We start from the raw sequence: 24,790 nt of genomic DNA on the forward strand, positions 1-24,790 counted from the left end.
ACCTGTGGCCAGGGGCCGGCCACAGGCGTCATCGGGGTCAGATCTTGACGTTGGAGCGAATGTTCCAACCGTACTTGATCGGGCCGCCTTCCTTGGTGCCGTCGGCCTTCTGCGGCTGGTAATCGACGGTGACCTTGGCGAAGTTAAGGGTCACGTTCTCGGTCAGGCGGTCATCGGAGCCCGAACCGCCGGTGCTCAGCGAGCTGATGATCACCTCTTCGAGGTTGATGATCAGGTACTCGACCTGGCTTTCGCCGCCGGCCTTGCGCACGGTCAGCTTGACCTTGTCGATGTGCTTGCCGCTGGAGCAGTGGGCCATCAGGTTGGGGCTGGACTTGTCGATGTACTTGGTGATCGACAGGTCCTGGATGTTGACCTTGCCGGCACCGCCGCCGCTGCCCATGTGCATGTTGCCGGACTGGGACATGCCCCAGTGCCAGTTGAGCACGTCGATTTCGTCCTTGTGGGCCTTGTCGTTGGACTCGCCCTTGATGTCGCCGATCTTGATGAAAATATCTACAGCCATGATGTCCTCGGGGTTTCAGGTCGGTTGGCAATGCCAGCGGGGCCGCCAGGCGGCCCCAGGGTCAATCAGGCGCCTTTGGCCGAAGGCAGCTTCGAAACCAGGCGCAGCGACACGGTCAGCCCTTCGAGCTGGTAGTGCGGGCGCAGGTAGAAGCGCGAGTTGTAGTAACCCGGGTTGCCTTCGACGTCTTCCACCACCACTTCCGCGGCCGCCAGCGGATGCTGGGCCTTGGTGGTTTCGGTGGAGTGTGCCGGGTCGCCGTCGACGTAGTTGAGGATCCAGTCCTGCAGCCAGCGCTGCATCTCGTCCTTCTCCTTGAACGAGCCGACCTTGTCGCGCACGATGCACTTCAGGTAATGGGCGAAGCGGCAGGTGGCGAACAGGTATGGCAGGCGCGCGGCCAGGTTGGCGTTGGCGCTGGCGTCCGGGTCGTCGTATTCAGCCGGCTTCTGCAGCGACTGGGCGCCGATGAAGGCGGCGAAGTCGGTGTTCTTCTTGTGCAGCAGCGGCATGAAGCCGTTCTTCGCCAGCTCCGCTTCGCGGCGGTCGGAAATGGCGATTTCGGTCGGGCACTTCATGTCCACGCCACCGTCGTCGGTGGGGAAGGTGTGCGCCGGCAGGCCTTGCACTTCGCCGCCCGACTCGACGCCACGGATGCGCGAGCACCAGCCGTAGTACTTGAAAGAGCGGTTGATGTTCACGGCCATGGCATAGGCGGCGTTGGCCCAGGTGTACTTGCTGCTGTCGGCGCCGTCGGTGTCTTCTTCGAAAGCGAAGGCCTCGACCGGGTCTGTCTTGGCGCCGTACGGCAGGCGAGCCAGGAAGCGCGGCATGGTCAGGCCGATGTAGCGCGAGTCTTCCGATTCGCGCAGCGAACGCCAGCCGGCGTATTCCGGGGTAGTGAAGATCTTGCTCAGGTCACGCGGGTTGCTCAGCTCCTGCCACGAACCCATGCCCATCACCGTCGGCGAGGCGGCGGCGATGAACGGCGCGTGCATCGAGGCGCAGATCTTCGACAGCTCGCCGAGCAGCTCGACGTCTGGTGGCGACTGGTCGAAGTAGTAATCGCCGACCAGGCAGCCGTAAGGCTCGCCACCGAACTGGCCGTACTCCTCTTCGTAGAGCTTCTTGAACACAGGGCTCTGGTCCCAGGCGGTGCCCTTGAATTTCTTCAGGGTCTTGTGCAGATCGGTCTTGGACACGTTGAGCACGCGAATCTTCAGCTGTTCGTCGCTCTCGGTGTTGTTGACCAGGTAGTGCAGGCCACGCCAGGCGCTTTCCAGCTGCTGGAAATCGTCGTGGTGGATGATCTGGTTGACCTGAGCGGTGAGCTTGGCGTCGATCGCGGCGATGATCTGCTCGATCGAACCGATGGCGTCGTCGGAGACCAGGTTGGTCTGTGCCAGGGCCTGCTCGGCCAGGGTGCGCACGGCGCTTTCCACGGCTTCCTTGGCGCGCTCGGTCTTGGGTTTGAACTCCTGCAGCAGCAGGTTGGCGAATTCGCTGGGGTCCTGGGTGGCCGCAGTCTGGGCCTGGGTATCGCGCAACGGGTCGTTCATGGGCTGTCTCCTCAGGCGCTCGGCTCGGTGTCGGCGGGTTTCGGCGCGCTGGCCAGGGCCTGCAGCAGGGCTGGGTCCTTGATGGCCTTGAGGATGACGTCCTCGGCGCCGGTCTTGCCGTCCATGTAGGTCAGCAGGTTGGCCAGCTGGGTGCGGGCCTCCAGCAGCTGGTTCAGCGCATCGACCTTGCGCGCCACGGCGGCGGGGCTGAAGTCGTCCATGCTCTCGAAGGTGATGTCCAGGCTCAGGTTGCCTTCGCCAGTCAGCTCGTTGGGCACGTTGAACGCCACGCGTGGCTGCATGGCCTTCAGTCGCGAGTCGAAGTTATCCACATCGATCTCGAGGAACTTGCGATCGGCCACGGCGGGCAGCGGCTCGGCCGGCTTGCCGGCGAGGTCGGCCATCACGCCCATGACGAAGGGCAGCTGCACCTTCTTCTCGGCGCCGTACAGTTCGACGTCGTACTCGATCTGCACCCGCGGCGCGCGGTTGCGCGCGATGAATTTCTGGGAGCTGTCTTTCGCCACGTTGTTCCTCCTGGGCGCCGGTCAGGGCGGCTGTGTGCATGCGGGCGTCGGTGTGTTGCGCGGGCCTTGAGCTCAGTCTTGGTCCGGGCCGCGCAGGTTTTCGTATTGCGAGAAGCCATCGGGGATCAGGTTGCGCACGATGGTTTCGAAATCAGCGTTCACCAGCTGCCTGGCCCTGCGCAGCAACACCGGCAGCGGGCTGGACGGCTCGTGGCGGGCGTAGTACTGCAGCAGGCGGTCAAGGCTCTGCAGCACATCTTCGCGGCTGTTCACCTCGCCAGGGCGGGCGGCGGGGCGTGGAGCGCTGGCAGGACTGGTCGGCAGCGCGTCGTGGCTGTCGTGAGCGGCGTGGTCGGCGTGCTGGTTGGCTGCTGCCGGCAGCGAAGCACCCTGCGGGGCATAGTCGGCCAGTACTTGCTGCACCTGGCGCAGGGGCTGGCGCAGGGACGACAGGTCGATGCCACTGGCTGACCCGACCTGGTCGTTGACCCTCTGCTCGATGGCGTCCAACGCGTCGCGGGCAGTTTGCAGGGCATCGAGACACTGCTGCAGCTGCTCGGGGTCGGCATCGCGCAGGGCGGCGGCCAGCTCCTCGGCGCTCATCTGCTCGCTGGCGAAGTGCTGCACACCGGCGGCATGCAGGGCCGCACGCAGAGTGATCGGGCCAAAGGCGCGCGAGCGCACCAGCACAGCCTCGCGCAGCAGCGCGATGTTGGTGTCGCAGGTGAGGCCGGCCAGGGCGTTGATGCGCACGGTCGGGTCGTTGTCGTCGGCGGCGTCCAGTTGCGGGTGCAGGTACAGCCAGTACTCGGCCAGCAGATCGCGGATCAGCTCGAGGCTGGCGGCCAGGCCCGGCAGGCCTTGCAGGGCCAGGTTGGCTTGCAGCAGAAAATGGGTGATGCGCAGGTCCTTGCTGCGTTGCAGCAGGGCACTGCTGGCCCGCTCGATGTCACGCCACTGCGGCGGTTCGGCCGGCTGCACGGCATCGCCCATCACGCGTTCGGGGCGGCCCTGGGCGTCACGCTCCAGTTGCAGGAATTCGGCGTCATATTCCAGGTCGTCGCCGCAGGGAAAGTCTGCGGAAACAGCGGCGAGGAGCAGCGGCGAGTTCACCAGGATTCGATCTCCATATCAGCCCGTGGTGAGGGCTTGGTGCAATAAAAGTTCACTTTGTGAACAAGCGCACAAACTTGTCAAATAACACTTGGGTGATATCGAAGTGATATCACTTTGGCATTCCGAAGTTGCGCATTTATGGTTTATTTCCAAAATGATGTCAAGGTAAGCTACGCGCCGCAAGTGTCGTCCGTGAACCAGTTCGACGGGCTGTTGTCCATTTGTCCGCGTGCCATCATAGTGCCTTTAGATTGCGGTTGAATGACCCTGGAAAAAACGCTATTCCACGCTTGCAGCCCTTATAATTCGGGGGTTCTCCACAAAATTGATGCAGTGATGCCGATCTATCCATTTGGATGGAAGTTCGATTCGAAGATATGCAAGGAGGCATGATGGCACTTCGCCTTACCATTACCAGTTACCACAAGATTACCCCTGGGCAACGACCGGAGATGGTATTGGAATCGGGTGCCATCACGCTCGGCCGCGCAGCGGACAATGACTGGGTACTTCCCGACCCGGAGCGCCTGGTATCTTCGCGTCATTGTGTGATCCAGTTCAAAGATGGGCGATTTTATCTGACTGACAACAGCACCAATGGTGTCGAGTTAGTTCACGCGGGCATACGCATGCGCCGCGGAAACAGCGAGCCGTTGATGGACGGCGAAGTTATCCGTATTGGCGAATACGAAATCCAGGCGCGGTTGGAAAGCGAGCTGCCATTGGCCCTGGCGGGGCAACCCGAAGCGCACAGCTTCGAGGCGCTGATGGCTAACCAGGTGGCGGCCAGCAGCCCGCCCATCGCTGGCGCTCCGGCGGCCTTCCTGCAAGGGGCGCCGAGCCATGACACCTTGCCGGACCTGTTCGACTTCCTTGGCCCTGGCAGCGTGCCGCCCGCCAGCCAGGCGGACCACGTGCCGGCCCAGCAACATGACTTTCGCCCACCGGCTCCGCTGGCGCCCGCGCCCGAACCGGCCCCGGCGCCTGCGGGGCTGATCCCCGAAGGCTGGGACCTGCTCGCGGATACGCCCGTGCCGCCTTGTGCCCGGCCAGTAGAGGCCCCTGTGCCACTGCCGGACGTGCCGGCGCCGGCTGCCGAGGACAGCGCTGCGCCGGCACCTGCGGCTCCAGCCCTGGCTCCAGCCCCGACGCACGCCGAAGCCGACCTGCTGCAGGCCTTCCTGCGGGGTGCCGGCATCGAGCACTTGCGCATCGATGCCGGTGACGCCCATGCGCAGATGGAGGCCATCGGCCGCAGCTACCGGCTGATGGTCGAGGGGCTGATCGATGTGCTGCGCGCGCGCAGCAGCCTCAAGGGCGAGTTCCGCATGCAGCAGACCACCATCGCCCCGGTGCAGAACAACCCGCTCAAGTTTGCCCCCAACGCCGACGAGGCGCTCCTGCTGTTGCTGCGCCAGCACAACACGGCGTTCATGGCGCCGGACCAGGCCGTGCAGGACAGTTTCGATGACTTGCGTGCCCACCAGCTGGCGGTGATGGCGGGTGTCGAAGCCGCCATCAGGCAACTGCTCACCCGCTTCGAGCCGCAAGGCCTGGAGCAGCGTCTGGCCCCGGCTTCCGGGCTTGGCAAGCTGTTTGGCAGTTCGCGCCAGGCCCATTGCTGGCAGCAGTTCACCACGCTCTACCGGCAGCTTTCCCAGGAAGCCGAAGAAGATTTCCAGGATTTGTTCGGCCGCGAATTCAGCCGGGCCTATGAGGCTCACAGCAGCCGCTTGCAACGTTCCTGAGTGACCACAGGAAGAACACGGTACGTCATGAGGACGAGGATGAACGCAACACCACTGCTCGCCGCCCTGGCTCTGCTGCTGCTCGGTGCCTGCAGCAAAGACGCGGCCCAGCCCGCCCTGCCGGCTGCCGGCGACCCTGCCAAGGTCAGCCTGTATTTCAGCGCGGCCCAGGGCCTGAACCCCGGGGCCAACGGCACGCCGGCGCCTGTGCGGGTGCGCCTCTATGAGCTGAGGAACAGCGCCGCTTTCGCCCGCGCCGACTACTTCGCCCTCACCGAACGCGCCCAGGCCACCCTGGGTGCCGACCTGGTCGACCAGGACGAAGTGTTGCTGCAGCCCGGTGCGCAACTGCACCTCGAGCGCCCGCTCGACCCGGCCACCCGCCAGGTCGGCCTGGTGGTCGGTTACCGCGAGGTCGACCAGGCCCTGTGGCGCAGCGTGCTGCCGGTACCACCCCGCGACTATCAGATCAGCCTCGATGTGCGCGCCGTGCGCAGCGCCGTGGCAGCCCCTCAACCAGCGCCTGCCCAGTAGGCATTCGGAGTCCCCATGTCCTGGAACAATCGCGTGGTGTGGTCGGAAGGCATGTTCATCACGACCCAACACTTCCAGCAGCACGACCGCTACCTGGAGAACTTCGTCGATGCCCGCAGCCGTCCCTTGAGCGCCGCTGCCTGGGGCTTTTCCGAGCTGTTGATCGACCAGGGCCTGCTGGCTCAGGGCAAGCTGGCCATCCTCAGCGCCCGTGGCCTGCTGCCGGACGGCACGCCGTTCGATATCCCGCGTGACGACTTGCCGCCCGCGCCGCTGGACATCCCCGACGACCTGCGCGACGGCGTGCTGTACCTGGGCCTGCCGCTCAAGCGCGCGGGCGCCCGCGACACGGTCGACGAAGGCGAAGCGCTGGCGGCTGCGCGCTACATCAGCCGCATCAGCGAAGTGCGTGACGACAACGCTCCGTTCGAGAACCGCGCCCAGCTGGCCCTGGGCAGCCGGGCCTTGCGCCTGCTGCGCAGTGAAGACGGCCTGAGCGATTACGCGGCCCTGGGCGTGGTGCGTGTGCGCGAGAAACGCGCCGACCGCGCCGTGGTGCTGGACGACGCGTACATTCCGCCGCTGCTGGACATCAGCGCCAACGACAGCCTGGCCAGCATGCTCGGCGAACTGCTCGGCCTGCTGCATCAGCGTGGCGAGGCGCTGGCCGGGCGGGTGGTCGCCTCGGCCAATGGCGGCGCCTCGGAAATCGCCGACTTCATGCTGCTGCAGCTGGTCAACCGTGCCCAGCCGCTGGTCGAGCACCTCACCCAGCTCAGCCCGCTGCACCCCGAGCGGCTCTACAGCGAGTTGCTGGCACTGGCTGGCGAATTCGCCACCTTCACCCGTGACGGCCGCCGCCCGCAGGGTTTCCCGGCTTACCAGCACGATGACCTGGCAGGCACCTTCGCACCGGTGATCGCGGCCCTGCGCGAAGCGCTGTCGACCCTGATCGACAGCAAGGCGGTGGCCATTCCCATCGTCGAGAAGGCCTACGGCATCCACGTTGCGATGCTCGCCGACCGCAGCCTGCTGGACAGCGCCAGCTTCGTCCTCGTGGTCCGCGCCGACGTGCCCGGCGAAACCCTGCGCGGCCGCTTCGGCCAGCAGAGCAAGATCGGCTCGGTGGAACACATCCGCGACCTGGTCAACCTGCAACTGCCAGGCATCGGCCTGTTGCCGCTGCCGGTGGCGCCGCGGCAGATCCCGTTCCATGCCGGCAGCACCTACTTCGAACTGGACCGTGGCAGCGAGCACTGGAAGCAGCTGCAGCATTCCGGCGGGTTCGCCTTCTATGTGGCTGGCGAGTTCCCCGGCCTTAGCCTGGCCTTCTGGGCCATTCGAGGATAAGCCGCGATGCAATCGGACGATCCGCAGGCCTTCGACCGCACCCAGTTCATGCCACGCCCCGGCGGCCGCAGCCCGCAAGCGGCGGCGCCGAGCCAGGCCCAGGCCGCGCCTGTATCTTTGAGCGTGCCCGCCGAGCCGCTGGCACCCGGCCAGGCCCAGGGCCTCAACCCGCTGGAGCAGGCAGCCGGCCCTTTGCTGGCCTTGCTGACGCGCCTGCGCAATACCATCGCCCACCCGGCGCCGGCCAGCCTGCGGGCGCAGTTGCTGGCCTACCTGCGCCAGTTCGAGGAGCGCGCCGAGGCCGCCGGCGTGGCGCGCAACGACGTGCTGTTGGCGCGCTACAGCCTGTGTACTGCGCTCGACGAGGCGGTGCTCAGCACGCCCTGGGGCAGTGCCAGCGACTGGGGTAAGCAGAGCCTGCTGATCACCGTGCACAACGAAGCCTGGGGCGGCGAAAAGGTCTTCCAGTTGCTCGAACACTGCCTGCAGAGTCCGCGTGAGCGCCTGCACCTGCTGGAGCTGCTGTACCTGTGCACCAGCCTCGGTTTCGAAGGCCGCTACCGGGTCATGAGCGGCGGCCGCGCCCAGCTCGAAGCACTGCGCGAGCGCACTGCGGCGGCCATTCGCAGCGCCCGTGGCGAGCGCGAGCGCGAGCTGTCGCCGCACTGGCGCGGGGTCACCGTGGCCCGCGACCGCCTGGCGCAGTTCCTGCCGCCGTGGGTCGGGCTGGCCCTGGCCCTGGCGTTGTTGCTGCTGTTGTTGCTGGGCCTGCGCTTGCTGCTGGCCGGCGAAGCCGAGCCGGTGTTTCGCAACATCCATGCGCTGGGCGAGATCCCGGTGCAGGCCATCGACCGTCCGGTGGTGCAGCCCAAGCCCGTAGACCGCCCGCGCCTGGCCGGCTTTCTGGCCGACGACATCAAGGCAGGCAGGGTGGCGGTGGAGGATGCCGTGGACCGCTCGGTGGTGACCATTCGCGGGGATGAGTTGTTCGCCTCGGCCAGTGCCAGCATCAAGGAAGGCTTCCAGCCGCTGATGCTGCGCATCGCCGAGGCCGTGGCCAAGGTCAAGGGCAACGTCAGGGTGACCGGCCATAGCGACAACCAGCGCATCGCCACCTTGCGCTTCCCGTCCAACTGGGCGCTGTCGCAGGCCCGCGCCGAGCAGGTCAAGGACCTGCTCGCGGCGCGCACCGGCCAGCCTGGGCGCTTCACCGCGCAGGGGTTGAGCGACACCGAGCCGCTGGCGTCGAACGACAGCGCACAAGGCCGGGCAAAGAATCGCCGGGTCGAAATCACCGTGCTGGCGGAGGGCGTGGAGTGAAGGCGTTTTTGAACATTGTCGTGCGTTGGCTGATCCCGCTGCTGGGCCTGATCGCCCTGAGCCTGATCATCTGGTACGTCGGCCCGCTGCTCGACTGGCTGGCGCCACCCGCGCCACGTTGGGCGTTGATCGTGCTGCTGTTCGCGCTGTGGTTCGGCTACCGTGCCTGGCGCATCCTGCAGGCCCGCCGGCAGGCAGCGAAAGTGCTGGAAAGCATGGCCGCCGAGACACCGCCCGACCCTGCCAGCGTGGCTACCGCCGAAGAACTGGCGACCCTGCGCCAGCGCATGAGCGAAGCCGTGGCGTTGCTGAAGAAGGCGCGCCTGGGCGGCGATGAGCGGCGCAACCTGTACGAACTGCCGTGGTACGTGATCATCGGCCCGCCCGGCTCGGGCAAGACCACTGCGCTGGTCAATTCCGGCCTGCACTTCCCGCTGGCGGCGCAACTGGGTGAGGGCGCGGTGCGCGGTGTGGGCGGTACGCGCAACTGCGATTGGTGGTTCACCGACCAGGCCGTGCTGCTGGACACCGCCGGGCGCTACACCACCCAGGACAGCCACGCGCAAGTGGACAAGGCCGCCTGGCTGGGCTTTCTCGACATGCTCAAGCAGCAGCGCACGCGGCGGCCGATCGACGGCGCGTTCATCGCCATCAGCCTGTCCGACCTGCTGCTGGGCAGCGATGCCGAACGCGCGGCCCACGCGGCGGCGATCCGCACGCGCATCCAGGAGCTCTACAGCCAGCTGGGCGTGCGCTTCCCGATCTACCTGATGCTGACCAAGCTCGACCTGGTGCCGGGCTTCATGGAGTTCTTCGACAATCTGGGCAAGGAAGAGCGTGCGCAGGTCTGGGGCATGACCTTCGCCCTGGACGACGGCCAGCACGGTGACGGCCCACTGGGCAGCTTCGTCAGCGAGTTCGGCCTGCTCGAGCAACGCCTCAACCAACGGCTGGTGGAGCGCCTGCAGCAGGAGCGCGACCCGGCACGGCGCGACCTGGTGTACGGTTTCGTCCAGCAGTTCGCCGCGCTGCGCGGCAACCTGCAGGGCTTTCTCGAAAGCGTGTTCAAACCCAACGCCTTCGAGGAGCGCGCGCTGTTGCGCGGCGTGTATTTCACCAGCGGCACCCAGGAAGGCAGTCCGATCGACCGCCTGATCGGCAGCATGGCGCAAAGCATGGGCCTGGACCGTGCGCACCTGGCGCGGCAGAACGGTAGCGGGCGCAGCTACTTCATCGAGCAGCTGTTCAGTGCCGTGGCCTTCGCCGAGCGTGGCCTGGTCGGCAACAACCCGAAAGTGGAACAACGGCGCAAGTGGCTCGCCCGTGGTGCCCTGGGCCTGAGCGTGGCGCTGGTGCTGCTGGTCGGTACCTTGTGGACCCTCAGCTACCGGGCCAACCAGCAGTACATCGCTGATGTCGACAGCCGTCTCAAGCCCCTGGGCCAGAGCGTGCAGGCACTGAGCCCGGCCCAGCGCAGCGTGGTCGAGGTGCTGCCGCTGCTCAACAGCGTGCGTCACCTCGCCGACAACCCGCCGAGCTGGGCACGAGGCCTGGGTCTGTACCAGGGCGACATGCTCGAAGGCGAGGCCAGCAGTGTCTACCGCAAGCTGTTGATTGCCGTGTTCGCCCCGCGGCTGGTGACCCGCATCGAAGAGCAGCTGTATGCCGGCGGCCCCTCCGACTACCTGTACGAAGGGCTCAAGGCCTACCTGATGCTGGCCGACGGCGAACATTACGATGCTGACTTCATCAAGGCCTGGATCACCCTCGACTGGGAGCACCAGCTGCCGCGTGACCTGGCCCCCGACCTGCGTCAGGCGCTGGAGCAGCACTTGGCCGCGCTGTTCGACAAGCGCCCGCCGAATGCGCGCCTGGACCAGCGCCTGATCGACGACACTCGTCGCCAGTTGCAACAGCTGCCCGTAGCCCAGCGCGTGTACGACCGGGTCAAGCGCCAGAAACTGCCGGCGGGGGTCAGCGACTTCAAGGTCAGCGAAGCTGCCGGTCGCGATGCCGCGCTGGTGTTCCGTTTCAAAAGTGGCAAGCCGCTGAGCGAGCCGCTTCCCGGGCTGTTCACCGTCACCGGCTACCGCAAGGCGTTCCTGGCTGCCAGCCTGGCCCAGAGCACCACCCTGGCCGAAGAGCGCTGGGTGCTGGGCCGAGCGCCCGGCGAAGCGGATGATGCCCGGCGCCTGGCCGATGATGTGCTGCAGCTTTACTACCAGGACTACATTCGCCAGTGGGATGCGCTGTTGGCCGACCTGGACTTCGCCCCGATCACCAGCGTCGGCCAGGCGGCTGACGTGCTGCGGGTATTGTCCGGCCCCACATCGCCGCTGAAAAAGCTGCTGCAGGCGGTCGCCAGGGAAACCGACCTGCAACAGCCTGGCACCCTCGAACAGGCCCAGGCCAAGGTCGAAAAGGTCGGTGTCGACCAGCTGCGTCAACGCCTGGGCGGGCTGATCGGTGACGCGCCGCTGGCCAGCGACACCCCGGCAGCCCGCGAGGTTGACCCGGTCACTGCGCACTTCGCCGAACTGGCGGCGCTGGTCGACGGCGGCGAAGGCCAACCTGCGGCAATCGACGGCCTGCTCAGTGACCTGAATGCGCTGTACGTGCAAGTCAGCGCCATGGTCGGCGCCAGCGGTGACGCGCTGCTGGGCGAAGCCAAGAACCAGGCCCAGGCCGCGGCGCAGCGGGTCGCCCTGGGCGCCGCACGCCAGCCGGCAGTGCTGCAGAACCTGGTCAGCTCGGTGCTGGGTGCGACCCACGGTCTGGTCATGGGGGGCGTGCGCAACCAGCTCAATGCCGCCTGGACCAGCGAGGTGGTCAACGTCTACCGCCAGTCGCTGAGCGGGCGCTACCCTTTGGTCGCCGGCAGTACACGGGATGCCACGCTGGAAGACTTCGGCCAGTTCTTCGGCGTTGGCGGAGTGATGGACAATTACTTCCGCAAGTACCTGCAACCTTACGTCAACACCTCCAGTTCGCCCTGGAGCTGGCAGCCGGGCGCGGCGCAAAAGCTGGGGATCAACGCCAGTGTGCTGCACACCTTCCAGCGTGCGGCGAACATCCGCGATGCCTTCTTCCGTACTTCCAGCGGCCTGCAACCGGGCGTGCGCTTCGAGCTCAAACCGGTGGCGATGGACGCCAGCATCACCCAGTTCCTGCTTGACCTCGACGGCCAGCAGGTCAGCTACGACCACGGCCCGAGCCGCCCGGTGGCGCTGCAGTGGCCCAACCCCAACAGCATCGGCGTGGTGCGCCTGTCGATATCGCCACCGGCCGCCAGCGGTCGCTCCGGGCTGACTGTGGAGGGCCCCTGGGCCTGGTTCCGCCTGCTCGACCAGGCCGACCTGGTTGCCGGCGGCTCGCCCGAACGCTTCAACCTGCGCCTGCGTGTGGATGGTGTCAGCGTGTCCTACGAGCTGCGCGCCAGCAGCGCCTTCAACCCGTTCCGCAGCCGAGTGGTCAGCGGTTTCAGCCTGCCGGAGCACCTGTGAACGACGTCGGCTTTTACGGAAAACTGGCCTGCCGAGGCGACTTCGTCAGCCGCAGCCTGCCGCCTGACTTCATCAAAGCGTGGGACCAGTGGCTGGCAGCGGGCCTGCAGGCCAGCCAGCAGGCATTGGCCGAGCGTTGGCTCGAGGCGTACTTGGTGAGCCCGTTGTGGCGCTTTGCCCTGGCGCCCGGCGTATGTGGCGCGCAGGCGGTGACAGGGGTGCTGATGCCCAGCATCGACCGGGTCGGGCGTTACTTCCCGTTGACCGTGGCCCAGGTACTGGAGCCGGAGCAGCCGTTGGCGGCAGTGGTGGCCGGGGCGGATGAGTGGTTCGAGGGTGTCGAAGCGGCCTTGTTGGCGACCCTGGAACCCTCGGCCAGCCTTGAGGCTTTTGCCGCCGCCTTGCAGCCTTTTCGCGACCCGAGGCCGCGCCTGCAGGCAGCGCCGCGCACCACCGTGGGTGGTTTGCAGCGGCTGGACGCGACCACCCCGCAAGGGCGGGCGATGGCCCTGGCCGAATGCGCCTGCGCGGGCATGAGCCTGTGGTGGGGGCGCGGTTCCGAGCGCATCCCGGCGGGGCTGATGCGCTGCGCCGGCTTGCCGCGCTGCGAGGCTTTCACCGGCTTGCTGCTGGGCAGCGAGGGGCAGGGCGCATGACCGATATGCACTACAAGGCCGCCAGCTACAGCCATGTCGGCATGGTACGCAAGATCAACGAGGACGCCTGCCTGGAGCTGACCTGGGATGGCCTGTGGGCGGTGGCTGACGGCATGGGTGGCCACGCCGCCGGTGATTACGTCAGCAGCCTGGCGGTCGACAGCCTGCGCCAGTTGCCGATCCTGCACAGCCTTGGCGATGTCGCCCAGGCGGTGCGTGACACCCTGACCCGGGTCAACGCCAGCGTGCGCAGTGAAACCAGCCGCCGTGGCGTGGCGATGATGGGCAGCACCGTGGTGGTGCTGGCTGCCCGCGGTGCCCGGGCGGTCGGCCTGTGGGCCGGTGACAGCCGCCTGTATCGCCTGCGCGACGGGCAGCTCGCACGCCTGTCCCACGACCACAGCTACGTCCAGGAGCTGCAGGACAGCGGCTTGCTCAGCGAAGCCGAAGCGCGCGTGCACCCGCGCGGCAACATCGTCACCCGCGCCATTGGCGTCGAGGAGCACCTTGACCTGCAGACGGTGGACCTGCACGTGGCGCCTGGCGACACCTACCTGCTGTGCAGCGATGGCCTGAACAAGACTGCCGAAGACCACGAAATCGCCGATGTACTGGGCCACGCCGACCCCTACCAGGTGGTGCGCAGCCTGGTGCACCTTGGGCTGACCCGCGGCGCCCCCGACAACATCACCGCCGTGGTGGTGAAGGCGAACCGATGAGCACCCCGAACATGCAGATCCCCGGATTCGACATCGACAGCGAGATTGGCCAGGGTGCCATGGCCAGCGTCTACCTGGCCACCCAGCGCTCGCTGCAACGCAAGGTCGCGCTGAAGATCATGGCCGCGAGCCTGGCCGCCGACCCGACCTTCTGCGAGCGCTTCCTGCGCGAGGGGCGCACCCTGGCACGGCTGGCGCACCCACACATCGCGACCATCCATGACATCGGCAATGTCGGCGAGCTGTACTACATGGCCATGGAGTACCTGCCCAGCGGCACGCTCAAGGAGCGCATCTCGGCGGGCCTCACGCCAGAACAGGGCCTGCTGTACGTGCGCCAGATCGCCCAGGCGCTGGGCTATGCCCATGCCCAAGGGCTGGTGCACCGTGACGTGAAGCCGGCCAACATCCTGTTCCGCGCCGATGGCACCGCGGTGCTTTCGGATTTCGGCATCGCCAAGTCGCTGGATGACCGTACCCAGTTCACCCAGGCCGGCTTCGCCGTCGGCACGCCAAGCTACATGAGCCCGGAGCAGGCCCGGGGCCTGGACATCGACGGCCGCGCCGACCTGTATGCGCTGGGTGTGGTGCTGTACGAGATCCTGGTCGGCGAGCTGCCGTACCGCGGCACCGACGCGCTGTCCACGGCCCTGGCGCACCTCACCGAGCCGCTGCCGGAGCTGCCCATCGAGCACGGTGTGTATCAAGGCATTCTGCGCGGGCTGCTGGCCAAGGAGCCGGAGGCGCGCTTTGCCGACGCCGGTGCCTTGCTCGCTGCCCTCGACAGCCTGACGGTGCCGTCTGCGCCAGCATCCGCCGAAGCGGACAGTACGGTGATCCGCCCGCTGCCTGCGCCGGTCGTGGCGCCTCAGCCTGCGCCGGTTGCCACCGGTCAGCCCAAAGCCAGGCCGGTTTCGAACAAACCGGCCAAGGCCGTGCTGGCGGTGGCCATTGCCGTAGCGCTGGGCTTGGGTGGCACCTTCTTCTGGTTGCTCACGGGCGATGACAATCACACCAGCGAGCCGCCGGTGACGCAGGCGCCAGCTGCAGCACCCCCGGTCGCGGCCTCCCAGGATGGTCGCCCGCTACTGATGCCTGGCAAGCACACGCTGTTCCAGCGTGTGCTGAGCAAACCTGGCGCACAGCTGCTGGCGCAGCCCGGCGCTGCCACGGGTGAGGCGCTGCCGGCGTTCTCCGTGCTCTACGTGTACCAGCGCAAGCAGCTCGATGGCCAGGACTGGCTGGAGGTCGGTGCCGCCAGTGACGGCCAGCGCGAAGGCTGGCTGAAGGCTGCACAGACCAGCGACTGGAAGCAGAGCCTGGTGCTCAAGTTCACCGAACGCTCGGGCCGTGCGCCGATGATGTTCCTGCGCCAGGCCGACGACGTGCAGCGCCTGCTCGACGACAGCGGCAAGGCCCGTGAGGTACTGCAGCAGGCCCAGCGCAGCCCCGACCAGGTGCCCCAGGTGCTGGCCCTGGAACCGGCCGCCAGCGCTGTGCCGCAGAACCAGTTCTACCTGATGCCGATTTTCGACTACCGCGAGAGCTTCGACGCCGACGGCCAGCCGGTACAACTGCTGAATATTGCCTCCATCGACCCCGGCAGCCACGTGCGCAGCCCTGAGCCAGCGGCAGCAGGCGTGGCATCGGCCGCTGACAACAGCTTCCGCACCGGTATCGTGCTGGTGGTGGATACCTCGGTGTCGATGCAACCGTACATCGATCGGGTACGCCAGGTAGTCAGCGAATTGCAGCAGCAACTGGCCAGCCGTGGCGAGCTGGACAGCGTCAGTTTCGGCCTGGTGGGCTTTCGCAACAGCGTCAAGCGCACCCCGGGCCTGGAATACCTGAGCAAGACCCTGGTCAACCTTGATCAGGGCCGCGACCCGGTGCGCTTCCTCAAGGCCGCCGAACAGGTCAAGGCCACCCAGGTCTCCAGCCATTCCTTCAACGAAGACGCGTTCGCCGGTGTGATGCAGGCGGTCGACGGCATGGACTGGTCCGGCTATGGCGGGCGCATCATTCTGCTGGTCAGCGATGCCGGGGCCCTGCGCAAGAACGACCCGTTCAGCAGCACGCAGATGAACGAAGCCGAAGTGCGGCAGGCGGCGCTGAGCAAGCAGATCAAGATCTACGCCCTGCACCTGCGTACTGCGGCCGGGGCGAACAACCATGCTTCGGCAGAAACCCAGTACCGCGTGCTCACCGCCGACAGCAATCCGAAGATCGGCGACCTGTACGTCGGCGTGCCCGGCGGCGAGGTGGGCGCGTTCGGTGACCGCGTACGGGAAATCGGCTCGACCTTCGCCGAGCTGGTGCATCAGGTGCGCAACCAGCAGCCACAACCGCTGCCGCTGCTGGCCTCGGGCGCCAGCCTGGCGGCCAAGTCCCAGGCCATCGGTTATGCCATGCACATGGATTTCCTCGGCCGCCACGGCGCTAGCCAGGCGCCGCAACTGGTCAGTGCCTGGACTGCCGACCGCGACCTGACCAACCCGGCACTGCCCAGCCTGCAGGTGTGCGTGATGCTGACCAAGCTGCAGCTCAACGACCTGCAGCAGTCGCTGAAGCTGATTGTCGATGCCGCCCGCAAGACCCGCAGCTCGCCTGGCGACTTCTTCAACGAAATTGCCAGTGCCAGTGCCTACATGAGCCGCGACCCCGGCGCCTTGCGCAAGGGCGCCAACCTGGCCCAGGGCGGTGTACTGGGGGAATACCTCGACGGCCTGCCGTACCGCAGCAAGTCGCTGGGCATGACCCAGGACCTGTGGCTGTCGCTGTCGGTGGCCGAACAGGAAGACTTCATCGACGAGCTGGAGTCGAAGATCCGCCTGTATGAAACCTTCCACAACGACATGGCCAACTGGGTGCGCTTCGGCAATGCCGAACCGGGTGATGCCCTGTACCGTGTCCCGCTGTCGACGCTGCCGTGATGCTGGGCCTGAACGGGGTGCGCATGACGCGTGGGCAGGGCGCCCAGCGTTACAGCCTGCAGGTCGACGACCTGCAGTTGGCGACCGGCGAGCGGGTGGCGCTGGTCGGCCCCAGCGGTTGCGGCAAGAGCACCTTGCTCGACCTGTTGGCGCTGGCGCTGGCGCCGGATGCCGCCGAGCGCTTCGAGCTGCATGTGGGCGGCACGCGGGAAGACATCGCCGGCCTCTGGCGCCAGCGCCAGGTCGACCGCCTGGCTGCACTGCGCAGCCGTCACCTGGGCTATGTGCTGCAGGCCGGTGGCTTGCTTGGCTTCCTTGATGTGCGCGGCAATATTCGCCTGCCCCGGCAGTTGCTGGGCCTGGCCGACGACGGCAGCGTCGAGCGCCTGGCCCGCGCCCTGGATGTGCATGACCAGCTGGCCAAGCCGCCTGCCGCACTGTCCCTCGGCCAGCGCCAGCGGGTCAGCTGCGCCCGGGCGCTGGCCCATGCCCCCGGGCTGCTGCTGGCCGACGAACCCACTGCGGCGCTGGACCCGTTGAATGCCGAGCGGGTCATGCAACTGTTGCTGGGCGAGGCCCAGGCGCGCCAGGTGACCTGCGTGATCGCCACCCATGACGAAGCCTTGGCACGCGATGCCGGGCTGCGCCTGCTGCGCATGGCCTGCCGCCGTGATGCCGATGGCGGCGTGACCGCAACCCTGGAGCGAGCCGCCTGATGCGCCCGTGGCTGATCGCCGGGCTGGCCTGGCAGGACTTTCGCAACGATGCGCGGCTGTCGGCGTGCAGCGTGCTGGCGCTGGTGGCGGTGATCGCGCCTTTGCTGGTGCTGTTCGGCCTCAAGTTCGGCCTGGTCGGCAGCCTGACCGAGCGCTTGCAAAATGACCCTGGCGTACGTGAGATCGTTCCCTTGGGCGGCGGGCGCTTCCAGGCCGATTTCATCGGTGAGCTGGCCCAGCGCCCGGACGTCGCGTTCGCCATCCCGCGCACCCGGCAGATCGCTGCCACGGCTGAGTTGCTGCTGCCTGCCCAGGGCCGCGGGGCGACCGTGGAGATGCTGCCAACCGGTGCGGGCGACCCGTTGCTGCAGGCCGTGATGCCTCCCGCCGATGAGCGCCAGGTGGTGCTCAGCTACACGGCTGCGGAAAAACTCGGCGCCCGCGCCGGTGATGAATTACAAGCCAGTTTCAGTCGCCAGCAAGCCGGGGAGGTGCAGTGGCGCCAGACGCGCCTGCAGGTGACGGCCGTGTTGCCGTTGGCGGCGTTCGAGCGGGATGCTCTGTTCGCGCCGCTGGCGCTGCTGGAGGCGGTCGAGGACTACCGCGATGGCCGTGCCGTGCCGGCCTTCGGCTGGCCGGGCTCGGTCGAAGCGGGCCAGGCACCGCGGGTGTACCCGGCGTTTCGGCTGTATGCGCGTGACTTGAACGATGTCGAGCCGCTGCGCCAGTTCTTTGCCGAGCGCCAGTTGCTGGTGTCCACGCAAGCTGCGCAGATCGCCCAGGTGCAGTCGCTCAGCCGCAACCTGGGCCTGGTGTTCTGGATCATCGCCGCGCTGGCCGTGGCCGGTGCGGTGGCGGCGGTGGCTGCGGGTGCGCTGGCGGCGGTGGAGCGCAAGCAGCGCGAGCTGGCGGTGTTGCGCCTGCTGGGTTTCGGCACTGCGTCGTTATTGTTGCTGGTGATGCTGCAGGCGCTGTTCAGCGGCCTGATCGCCGCCGCGTTGGCGGCCTTGCTGTACCTGTTGGCCGAGTACGGCCTGAACCGGCTTTTCATGCAGACGCCTGGCGAGTTCGCCAGCCATCTGCTGCCCCTGCACTACGTCTGTGCGCTGACCCTCGTGCTGCTGGCCAGCACCGGCGCCGCCGCCCTGGGCGGCTGGCGGGTCACGCGCATCGATGCCTGCCAAGGAATTCGTGATGTCTGACATTCGCCTCGGGGCTGCGGCCCTGGTTTTCACCGCACTTGGCCTGGCGGCCTGTTCGCCGGCCGATGGCGACGACAAGGGCAAGGCCAAGGTCGAGGCGTCGCTTTCGGCGCCGGCCCAACCCCAGGCTGACGCCCCGGTGGATACCGTCAAGCTGGATAACCCCAAGCCGTTGCCCGGTGATGTCAGCCTGCCGCTGCCCTGTGGTGGCGAGCTGGTGCTGCGCAGCGTGTACGTATTGGCCCAGGGCAGCCTGGATGACCGGGAAGTCAACCTCGGCTACCCGTTCAGCGAAGGTGACGCGGGCTACAAGCAGTCGTTCATTTCTGGCTACCGGCGCGACTTCATCAATGGCCAGTTCAGCCTCGATGACCTTGCCCCCCAGTGGCGGCAGGCCGTGGCGCCGTTGCTGCCCAAGGTCGATGCGGGCAGCCCGCTCAAGCCGATGATGTACTTCATCGGCAAGTACGAAGTCACCGCACGTCAGTATGCCCAGGTGATGGCACAGGCACAGGCGCTGGCCGATGGCGACGCGGAGCCGGCCTGCCAGGCTGACACCAGCGCGGCGGGCCGCCTGCCCAAGGTCAGGTTGTCGCGCTTCGAGGCCGAGCGTTTCGCCGCCGTGTACAGCGCCTGGCTGATGAAGCACCACCGCGACTTGCTGCCGGTCAGTGGCCGCGGCAGCAAGGTTGAGGACGGCGGGATCGGCTTCGTGCGCCTGCCCACCGAAGTCGAGTGGGAATTCGCCGCCCGTGGCGGTTCGGCGGTCAGCCGCCAGGAACTCGAAGGGCGGCTGTTCCCGCGCAAGACCGAAGGCGCCGAGGGCGATGGCCCGCTGGCCGATTGGGCGGTGTTCAACCAGGTCGCCGGTGGCACCGGGCAGGCGGCGCGGCTGATGCCGATCGGCACCCGGCAGCCCAACCCGCTGGGCCTGTTCGACGTGATCGGCAATGCCGCCGAGATGGTCCAGGAGTCGTTCCAGCTGGTGCATGGCGGCCGCCTCCAAGGCGCCTACGGCGGCTTCGTGGTCAAGGGCGGCAACTACCTCGAAGGCGAAGGCACGCTGTTCACCGGCATGCGCCGTGAATACCCGCTGTTTGCCGCCGATGGCACCGAACAGCGCAACGAGACCACCGGTTTTCGTGTGGCCATCGGCGCCCTGTCGGCGCCGCGTTCGCGCTACCAGGAACTGTTCGAGCAGTGGCAGAAGGAAGGCCGCCTGGCCAACCTGACCGACGATATCGACGCAGCCCAGGACCCGACCAAGCGGCTGGACGGCATCATCGCCGCCACCCGCGACCCCAAGCAGCAGGCCGAGCTGGGGCTGGTCAACGAAGAGTTCAAGCGCAGCGTCTCGCTGATCGCCCGGCAGCGTGAGGAAGCCGCTGGCAACCTGATCCAGTCGGCTGCGCTGGTGGCCGAGACCATCAACAACTACAACATCCGCCTGACCAACCTGAGCAATTCCCAGGCGCAGGCCAAGGCCTCCGGCGACCAGACCAGCGCGCGCATGTATGGCATGGCCATCGCCAACGGTCGCGCTGCGCTCGATGGCGCCGTGGCGATCTACATCGACAACCTGGCCAGTGGGGCGCGCTACACCGATGCGGTGATCCAGGCGCAGTTCCAGCAGGTCAAGGAAGCACTCAACCGCAAGCCGGTCCTGGGCAACAGCCTCATGGCCCGCGCCACCCTGTTCGTCCGCCATGTCGGGGAGTACCGCCAGAAACGGCGGGCCGACCCGGCGACGATCCTCAAGGAGCTACTGGCATCGGCCGCCCCTCGGGCTTCGTGACGGCAGCTTCTGCATGATGCACCCCGGGAGGCATGAGGCCCCCGGTTCGACCCACCCAAGTGAGAAACCTGAACATGCTCAGCCGAAAATCCATGATCAACGCTTCCCAGGCCCGTACCGCTCTGCTGCTGGCCGCAGGCTTCAGCACCGTGCTGCTGAGCGGCTGCGCCAGCTCGCCAGTGGCCAAGGTTGGCGCCACGACCAAGGTCGAGTACTACCCGAGCTGCTACGAGCCGGTCTCGCACCTGCGCTCTACCGACGGCGACATGACCCGTTCGGTGGCCAGCGGCGCGGTGATCGGTGCACTCGGTGGCGCCCTGACCGGTGCCCTGGTCGACAAGGAAAACCGCGGTCGCAACGCCGCCATCGGTGCCGCCGGTGGTGCCCTGGTCGGCGGTGCTGCCGGTTACTACACCGAGCGTCAGAAGCAGATCAGCGACGACAAGCAACGTATCGCTTCGTATGCCACCGACATCGACAAGAGCGCCGCAGACCTGGACCGCACCACCGCCTACGCCAAGGCTTCGCAGAGCTGCTACCAGCGTGAGTTCACCAGCCTGATCGAAGGCCGCAAGGCCAACCGCATCAACGACACCGAAGGGCGCAAGCGCCTGGCCGAGATCGTCTCTGGCCTGCAGGAGTCGAACAAGCTGCTGACGGCAGTCAACGGCCGCCTGGGTGAGAACCTGGACAACTATACCCAGGCCTACGAGCAAGACCTCAAGCAGGTTGGCGTGGAGCGCACCGAAGTGGCTGCGGTTGCCACCCCGGTGAAAACCACTGGCAAGAAAACCCAGGCCAAGAAGGTGACCAAGGCGGTGCCGCCGGAAGCCGTGGCCACCGAGAAAACCTTGCAGAACGCCACCAGCAAGAAGGCCCAGGCCCAGCAAGTGGCCAATGCCGGTACCGATCAGGTCAACAAGATGTGCCGCAGCCCGGACATGGGCGACTGGGCACCGGTGCCTTGCCCGAACGTTTAACAGCGGCTGACCTCGCAGGTGCGGCCGGTGTCGAGAAAGGCCGCACCTGCAAGTTTGGCATTGCGCTCAAGGAAAGAGATTCATGACAGATACATTGGCCAACCCGCTTGGCAGTACTTCGCAGTTCCTGGCGCGCCAGCGCATCGAGGGGCTGATCGACAAACAGAAGCTGTGTGCCGCCGTTGACGCCGATCCAGGAATCGTCGGGGCTGGAGTGGTCTACATCGATTGCAACTACAACGTGGTGCAGTTGCGCGAATTCCGGCCGGTTTGCAGCCTGCGGCCCAAGCGCCTGATCCTGCGGGAAATCAATCGCTATGTGACCCCTGCACAGTTCTCCGAGCAGTTGCAGAACAACCCGCGTGAATCGAAAGTGCTCAAGGAAGCGGCCAACATGACGCTGGCCTGTACGGGCGCTTTCATCTCCTGGTGGGTGGTGCTCAGCGGGACTATCGCCGTACCGTTCACCGCCGGCGCCAGTGGGGTGTTGACCGCCATCAGCTATGCCGCTGCCGTATCCAGCATCGCGCAATGCATCAATGGCGCCACTCGCACGGCGTTCGAGATCAAGGCGCCGGAGTGGAACGACAAGCTCGATAGCAACGAGTTCTACACGGCTGCCAGCAACGTGCTCGATTATGTCGCGCTGATGGGCGTGGCGGTAAGCGGGCTGACTACCGTCAAATACCTGCAGGCCTACAAGGCCTCCACCGGGCGCAGCTGGTATGAGCTGACCAAGAGCCTCAGCCGTCAGCAGCGCAAGGCGCTCGCCACCGAACTGCAGTCGATCCAGAACCCCGCCCTCACGCCCAAGCTGCTGAAACTTGAGCAGGCGGCAGGCAACTTGCCCAAACGCTTCACCCCAACCGAAATCAGCAATGCCACCAAGACACTGGTACGCGACAGCCTGGGGGCGGTACTGGGGTTGGCCGGCAGTGGCACGGTGCAGCAAAGCATCGCCATCGGGTTGTACGAGGAGCAGGAATGAAGATGGGCTTCAGTGAGTTTCGGGCGTTCATGGCCCGTTACTTCCCGACCTTCATGTTGGGGTTCTTCCTCTGTGTGCTGGCCGTCGCCATCGCCACGGTACTGTTCTTTACCACTTTCTGGCGGCATCACCCGGACGCACCGTTTTACGCGATTGCCTGTGCCGCCGTGCTGTCGTTGTTGCTGTCGTTCGGCCATATCATGATGGTCCGAGGGGCCGGCTGGTCGATGTGGGCCACGCTGCCGGTACCCGGCGCCGCCTTGCTGATGGGCTTGAGCCTGATCGGTTCCGGCACCAGCATGGTTGAACTGGGGCTTGCCCTTGCTTTCCCTTTGCTGGCCTTGCTGGCCTTCAACAGCGCCCGCCATCGGCAAATGCGCCAGCGCCTGGTCGAACTGCGCCAGGCCCGCCAGCGCAGCTAGGCGGCGCCATCACGTGGCAGCAGCACACTGACCCGCAAGCCACCGCCTTCGCGGTTGCGCAACAGCAGGGCGCCACCGTGGCTGCTGGTGATGCGCTGGGCGATACTCAGGCCCAGGCCGTAGCCTCCCGAGGCGTGGTTACGTGAGCCTTCGCCACGCACGAACGGGTCGGTGATGGTTGCCAGCAGCGCTGGCGCGATGCCCGGGCCGCGGTCATCGATATGCAGGTAGACACCGGTGGGCGCAGTCTCCAGGGTGACCGAGACCGTTTTCGCGTAACGCAGGGCATTGGTCAGCAGGTTCTGCAGGCAGCGCTGCAGCAGCAGGGCATCGACCCGCAATGTACCGCCTGAGCCGTGCACCGGCAGGGGTTCGCTCGCGGTGGCCAGCTCGGTGCACAGGCGCGCCACCAGGCGGTCCAGGTCGACCTGCTGCAGGTTCTGCTGCTCGCCGGCCCGCAAGTAGTCCAGCACCTGGCCGATCATGGCGTCCATCTGGGTGATGTTCTGCCGCAGGCGTTCGCGGTGTTCGTTGTCGGGCAGGCGCTCAAGGCGCAGGCGCATGCGTGTCAGCGGGGTGCGCAGGTCGTGGGACACGGCGGCGAGGAAGTAGGCCTTGTCGTTGACCATGGCGATCAGCCGTTGCTGCATGGCGTTGAAGGCCAGGGCGGCTTGGCGCACTTCCTCGGGGCCGTCGAGGGCCAAGGGGGCTTGCTCCAGGTTGCTGCCCAGCCCGCGTGCTGCGTCGGCCAGGCGCCGCAACGGGCGCAGGCACAGGCGCACCGCGATCAGGCAGACCAGCAGCACGGCGACGATGCGCAGCGCGTACACCCGCAGCAGGTAGTCGCTGATCAGCACCCAGGCTGACTCGCCGCTCCAGCCCTGCAGTTCCTGGCCATCAATGCTCAGCCAATGGCCATCGGGCAACGGCACGGCGAACTGGATATGCGCCTGGGCGGTGCGCAGGCCGAACAGGCTGCGCCAGACGATCGGCTGGCCCAGCTCATCGGTCAGCTGCACCTTCAGCAGACGTACCTTCTGGGTATGTCCCAGTTCATAGCTGAGCGCCTGTTGCAGTAACAGTTCGGCGCGCCGGTGCCCGCGCCGCTGATCCTGCTGTTGCGTCGGTTCGCTTTCGGCGCAACGCAGCTGATAGTGCACCGGCACCTGCAAATGTTCCGTATGGCAGTCGGCTTGGGCAATCAGTGGGGCACTGCGTGCGGCCATGAGCCGGACCGGTGCCTCGAGCACCTGGGCGAACCGCACATCGAACCAGATGCTGCTCGACATCAACTGGATCGCCAGCGTGCCGCTGACCATGATCAGCAGCAGCTGGCCAAACAGCGTGCGCGGCCACAGGTGACGGAGCCAATGCATTTTCAGCTGGCGGCCTCGGCACTGGCGATGCTCAGCAGATAGCCCTCATTGCGGATGGTCAGGATCTGGATATCGCTGGCCGGCGCATGGCGCAACTGCTGGCGTAGGCGGCTGATGCACATGTCCACCGAGCGATCGTCGGGGTGGTGGTCACGGCCAAACGCGCTGCGGGTCAGCTGATCACGCGAGACCACACGGTTGTTGGCCTCCAGCAGTTCACGCAGCACCCGATAATCGGAGCGGGGCAGGGTGAGGGTTTCGCCGTCCGGGCGGCTCAGCAGGCGCTTGACCGGGTCGAGGCTGAAACCGGCGAAACGCTGGGCTTCGGCAGCCGGCTGTTCGGCAGGGCTATCCTGGCGTTGTGGGCGGCGTAGCACCGCCTTGATGCGGGCGACCAGCTCGCGCGGTTCGAAAGGCTTGGCCAGGTAGTCGTCAGCGCCCACTTCCAGGCCGATGATGCGGTCCAGCGTGCTGCCCTTGGCCGACAGCATGATCACCGCCAGGCCCGGCATCGCTTGCAACTGGCGGCACAGGCTCAAGCCGTCCTCGCCAGGCAGCATCAGGTCGAGCACCACCAGGTCGACCTTGCTTGCTGCCAACTGCTCGCGCATGCCTTCTCCGTCTGCTGCCGCCAGTACGGTATAGCCAGCATCGATCAGGTAATCGCAGAGAAGTTCGCGGATCTCGTCGTCATCGTCGACAACCAGCAAGGTCGTGCTCATCGGGAATTACACCTGTTCAGGGAGGGCTGGCAGCGCTCGTTACGTTCAATTACATCCCCGTACAAGCCGGGTATGGAGCCCAAAGGGCGGATCCCTAG

Annotated in this window: 20 protein-coding genes; 14 read left to right on the forward strand and 6 right to left on the reverse strand. The window is 66.6% G+C overall.

Features of this window, described 5'->3' with window-relative positions; all coding sequences use genetic code 11:
• Window positions 1-37 precede the first annotated feature (37 nt).
• The 4 genes from ACQKPS_RS06140 to tssA form a co-directional block, all read right to left on the reverse strand.
• Window positions 38-526, reverse strand: coding sequence for an Hcp family type VI secretion system effector (locus ACQKPS_RS06140; RefSeq protein ID WP_254481955.1), 489 nt, complete (start codon window positions 524-526; stop codon window positions 38-40).
• A gap of 65 nt (window positions 527-591) precedes the next feature.
• Window positions 592-2,085: a type VI secretion system contractile sheath large subunit gene (tssC, locus tag ACQKPS_RS06145; RefSeq protein ID WP_254481953.1), complete on the reverse strand. Its 1,494-nt coding sequence runs from the start codon at window positions 2,083-2,085 to the stop codon at window positions 592-594.
• Between the two features lie 11 nt (window positions 2,086-2,096).
• Window positions 2,097-2,612, reverse strand: a complete 516-nt coding sequence (tssB, locus tag ACQKPS_RS06150; RefSeq protein WP_254481951.1) for a type VI secretion system contractile sheath small subunit — start codon at window positions 2,610-2,612, stop codon at window positions 2,097-2,099.
• Window positions 2,613-2,684: 72 nt separating this feature from the next.
• Window positions 2,685-3,725, reverse strand: coding sequence for a type VI secretion system protein TssA (gene tssA, locus ACQKPS_RS06155; protein WP_283723351.1), 1,041 nt, complete (start codon window positions 3,723-3,725; stop codon window positions 2,685-2,687).
• 395 nt (window positions 3,726-4,120) lie between these two features.
• Here tssA and tagH point away from each other — a divergent pair, with 395 nt between their 5' ends.
• From tagH to ACQKPS_RS06225, 14 genes are all read left to right on the forward strand, one after another.
• On the forward strand, window positions 4,121-5,476 hold the full coding sequence (tagH, locus tag ACQKPS_RS06160) for a type VI secretion system-associated FHA domain protein TagH (RefSeq protein ID WP_427603175.1): 1,356 nt from the start codon (window positions 4,121-4,123) through the stop codon (window positions 5,474-5,476).
• Window positions 5,477-5,515: 39 nt separating this feature from the next.
• The gene (tssJ, locus tag ACQKPS_RS06165) at window positions 5,516-6,010 is read left to right on the forward strand and encodes a type VI secretion system lipoprotein TssJ (protein WP_254481945.1); all 495 of its coding nucleotides are present in this window, start codon (window positions 5,516-5,518) and stop codon (window positions 6,008-6,010) included.
• 15 nt (window positions 6,011-6,025) lie between these two features.
• Entirely contained in the window at window positions 6,026-7,360 is a 1,335-nt protein-coding gene (tssK, locus tag ACQKPS_RS06170; protein ID WP_254481943.1) for a type VI secretion system baseplate subunit TssK, read from the forward strand.
• Window positions 7,361-7,366: 6 nt separating this feature from the next.
• A complete protein-coding gene (locus ACQKPS_RS06175; RefSeq protein WP_427603178.1) occupies window positions 7,367-8,680 on the forward strand; it encodes a DotU family type VI secretion system protein in 1,314 nt (437 codons plus the stop codon).
• Window positions 8,677-12,183 carry a type VI secretion system membrane subunit TssM gene (gene tssM / locus ACQKPS_RS06180; protein ID WP_427603180.1) on the forward strand — a complete coding sequence of 1,169 codons (3,507 nt, stop codon included), beginning with the start codon at window positions 8,677-8,679 and terminating at the stop codon, window positions 12,181-12,183. The genes ACQKPS_RS06175 and tssM overlap by 4 nt, the downstream gene beginning before the upstream one ends.
• Entirely contained in the window at window positions 12,180-12,839 is a 660-nt protein-coding gene (gene tagF, locus ACQKPS_RS06185) for a type VI secretion system-associated protein TagF (RefSeq protein ID WP_427603182.1), read from the forward strand. The genes tssM and tagF overlap by 4 nt, the downstream gene beginning before the upstream one ends.
• A complete protein-coding gene (locus ACQKPS_RS06190) occupies window positions 12,836-13,558 on the forward strand; it encodes a PP2C family protein-serine/threonine phosphatase (RefSeq protein WP_427603184.1) in 723 nt (240 codons plus the stop codon). The genes tagF and ACQKPS_RS06190 overlap by 4 nt, the downstream gene beginning before the upstream one ends.
• Window positions 13,555-16,491: a protein kinase domain-containing protein gene (locus ACQKPS_RS06195; protein ID WP_427603186.1), complete on the forward strand. Its 2,937-nt coding sequence runs from the start codon at window positions 13,555-13,557 to the stop codon at window positions 16,489-16,491. The genes ACQKPS_RS06190 and ACQKPS_RS06195 overlap by 4 nt, the downstream gene beginning before the upstream one ends.
• Entirely contained in the window at window positions 16,491-17,207 is a 717-nt protein-coding gene (locus ACQKPS_RS06200) for an ABC transporter ATP-binding protein (RefSeq protein WP_254481924.1), read from the forward strand. Before ACQKPS_RS06195 ends, ACQKPS_RS06200 begins: the two co-directional genes overlap by 1 nt.
• The gene (locus tag ACQKPS_RS06205) at window positions 17,207-18,409 is read left to right on the forward strand and encodes an FtsX-like permease family protein (RefSeq protein ID WP_254481922.1); all 1,203 of its coding nucleotides are present in this window, start codon (window positions 17,207-17,209) and stop codon (window positions 18,407-18,409) included. Before ACQKPS_RS06200 ends, ACQKPS_RS06205 begins: the two co-directional genes overlap by 1 nt.
• Entirely contained in the window at window positions 18,402-20,204 is a 1,803-nt protein-coding gene (locus ACQKPS_RS06210) for a formylglycine-generating enzyme family protein (protein ID WP_427603189.1), read from the forward strand. Before ACQKPS_RS06205 ends, ACQKPS_RS06210 begins: the two co-directional genes overlap by 8 nt.
• 74 nt (window positions 20,205-20,278) lie before the next feature.
• Window positions 20,279-21,184: a type VI secretion system-associated lipoprotein TagQ gene (tagQ, locus tag ACQKPS_RS06215; protein ID WP_254481909.1), complete on the forward strand. Its 906-nt coding sequence runs from the start codon at window positions 20,279-20,281 to the stop codon at window positions 21,182-21,184.
• A gap of 82 nt (window positions 21,185-21,266) precedes the next feature.
• On the forward strand, window positions 21,267-22,172 hold the full coding sequence (locus ACQKPS_RS06220) for an NAD synthetase (protein ID WP_427603192.1): 906 nt from the start codon (window positions 21,267-21,269) through the stop codon (window positions 22,170-22,172).
• Entirely contained in the window at window positions 22,169-22,594 is a 426-nt protein-coding gene (locus ACQKPS_RS06225) for a hypothetical protein (protein ID WP_427603194.1), read from the forward strand. Before ACQKPS_RS06220 ends, ACQKPS_RS06225 begins: the two co-directional genes overlap by 4 nt.
• Here ACQKPS_RS06225 and ACQKPS_RS06230 read toward each other — a convergent pair.
• Both ACQKPS_RS06230 and ACQKPS_RS06235 read right to left on the reverse strand, forming a co-directional pair.
• Complete coding sequence (locus ACQKPS_RS06230) at window positions 22,591-23,970, reverse strand: ATP-binding protein (protein ID WP_427603195.1); 1,380 nt, start codon at window positions 23,968-23,970, stop codon at window positions 22,591-22,593. The genes ACQKPS_RS06225 and ACQKPS_RS06230 overlap by 4 nt on opposite strands.
• A 2-nt stretch (window positions 23,971-23,972) precedes the next feature.
• Window positions 23,973-24,692, reverse strand: coding sequence for a response regulator (locus ACQKPS_RS06235; protein ID WP_427603197.1), 720 nt, complete (start codon window positions 24,690-24,692; stop codon window positions 23,973-23,975).
• Window positions 24,693-24,790 lie beyond the last annotated feature (98 nt).

Origin of the sequence: Pseudomonas sp. NPDC086566, from assembly GCF_050280885.1 — a bacterium.
In the GTDB taxonomy this organism is placed as follows: Bacteria; Pseudomonadota; Gammaproteobacteria; order Pseudomonadales; family Pseudomonadaceae; genus Aquipseudomonas; species Aquipseudomonas vlassakiae.

Bases quoted from the DNA above. Each gene is read 5' to 3' on its own strand.
- ACQKPS_RS06140 (WP_254481955.1), bottom strand. From the start codon at position 526: ATGGCTGTAGATATTTTCATCAAGATCGGCGACATCAAGGGCGAGTCC.
- tssC (WP_254481953.1), bottom strand. From the start codon at position 2,085: ATGAACGACCCGTTGCGCGATACCCAGGCCCAGACTGCGGCCACCCAG.
- tagH (WP_427603175.1), top strand. From the start codon at position 4,121: ATGGCACTTCGCCTTACCATTACCAGTTACCACAAGATTACCCCTGGG.
- tssJ (WP_254481945.1), top strand. From the start codon at position 5,516: ATGAACGCAACACCACTGCTCGCCGCCCTGGCTCTGCTGCTGCTCGGT.
- tssK (WP_254481943.1), top strand. From the start codon at position 6,026: ATGTCCTGGAACAATCGCGTGGTGTGGTCGGAAGGCATGTTCATCACG.
- ACQKPS_RS06175 (WP_427603178.1), top strand. From the start codon at position 7,367: ATGCAATCGGACGATCCGCAGGCCTTCGACCGCACCCAGTTCATGCCA.
- ACQKPS_RS06190 (WP_427603184.1), top strand. From the start codon at position 12,836: ATGACCGATATGCACTACAAGGCCGCCAGCTACAGCCATGTCGGCATG.
- ACQKPS_RS06195 (WP_427603186.1), top strand. From the start codon at position 13,555: ATGAGCACCCCGAACATGCAGATCCCCGGATTCGACATCGACAGCGAG.
- ACQKPS_RS06200 (WP_254481924.1), top strand. From the start codon at position 16,491: ATGCTGGGCCTGAACGGGGTGCGCATGACGCGTGGGCAGGGCGCCCAG.
- ACQKPS_RS06205 (WP_254481922.1), top strand. From the start codon at position 17,207: ATGCGCCCGTGGCTGATCGCCGGGCTGGCCTGGCAGGACTTTCGCAAC.
- ACQKPS_RS06210 (WP_427603189.1), top strand. From the start codon at position 18,402: ATGTCTGACATTCGCCTCGGGGCTGCGGCCCTGGTTTTCACCGCACTT.
- tagQ (WP_254481909.1), top strand. From the start codon at position 20,279: ATGCTCAGCCGAAAATCCATGATCAACGCTTCCCAGGCCCGTACCGCT.
- ACQKPS_RS06220 (WP_427603192.1), top strand. From the start codon at position 21,267: ATGACAGATACATTGGCCAACCCGCTTGGCAGTACTTCGCAGTTCCTG.
- ACQKPS_RS06225 (WP_427603194.1), top strand. From the start codon at position 22,169: ATGAAGATGGGCTTCAGTGAGTTTCGGGCGTTCATGGCCCGTTACTTC.
- ACQKPS_RS06230 (WP_427603195.1), bottom strand. From the start codon at position 23,970: ATGCATTGGCTCCGTCACCTGTGGCCGCGCACGCTGTTTGGCCAGCTG.
- ACQKPS_RS06235 (WP_427603197.1), bottom strand. From the start codon at position 24,692: ATGAGCACGACCTTGCTGGTTGTCGACGATGACGACGAGATCCGCGAA.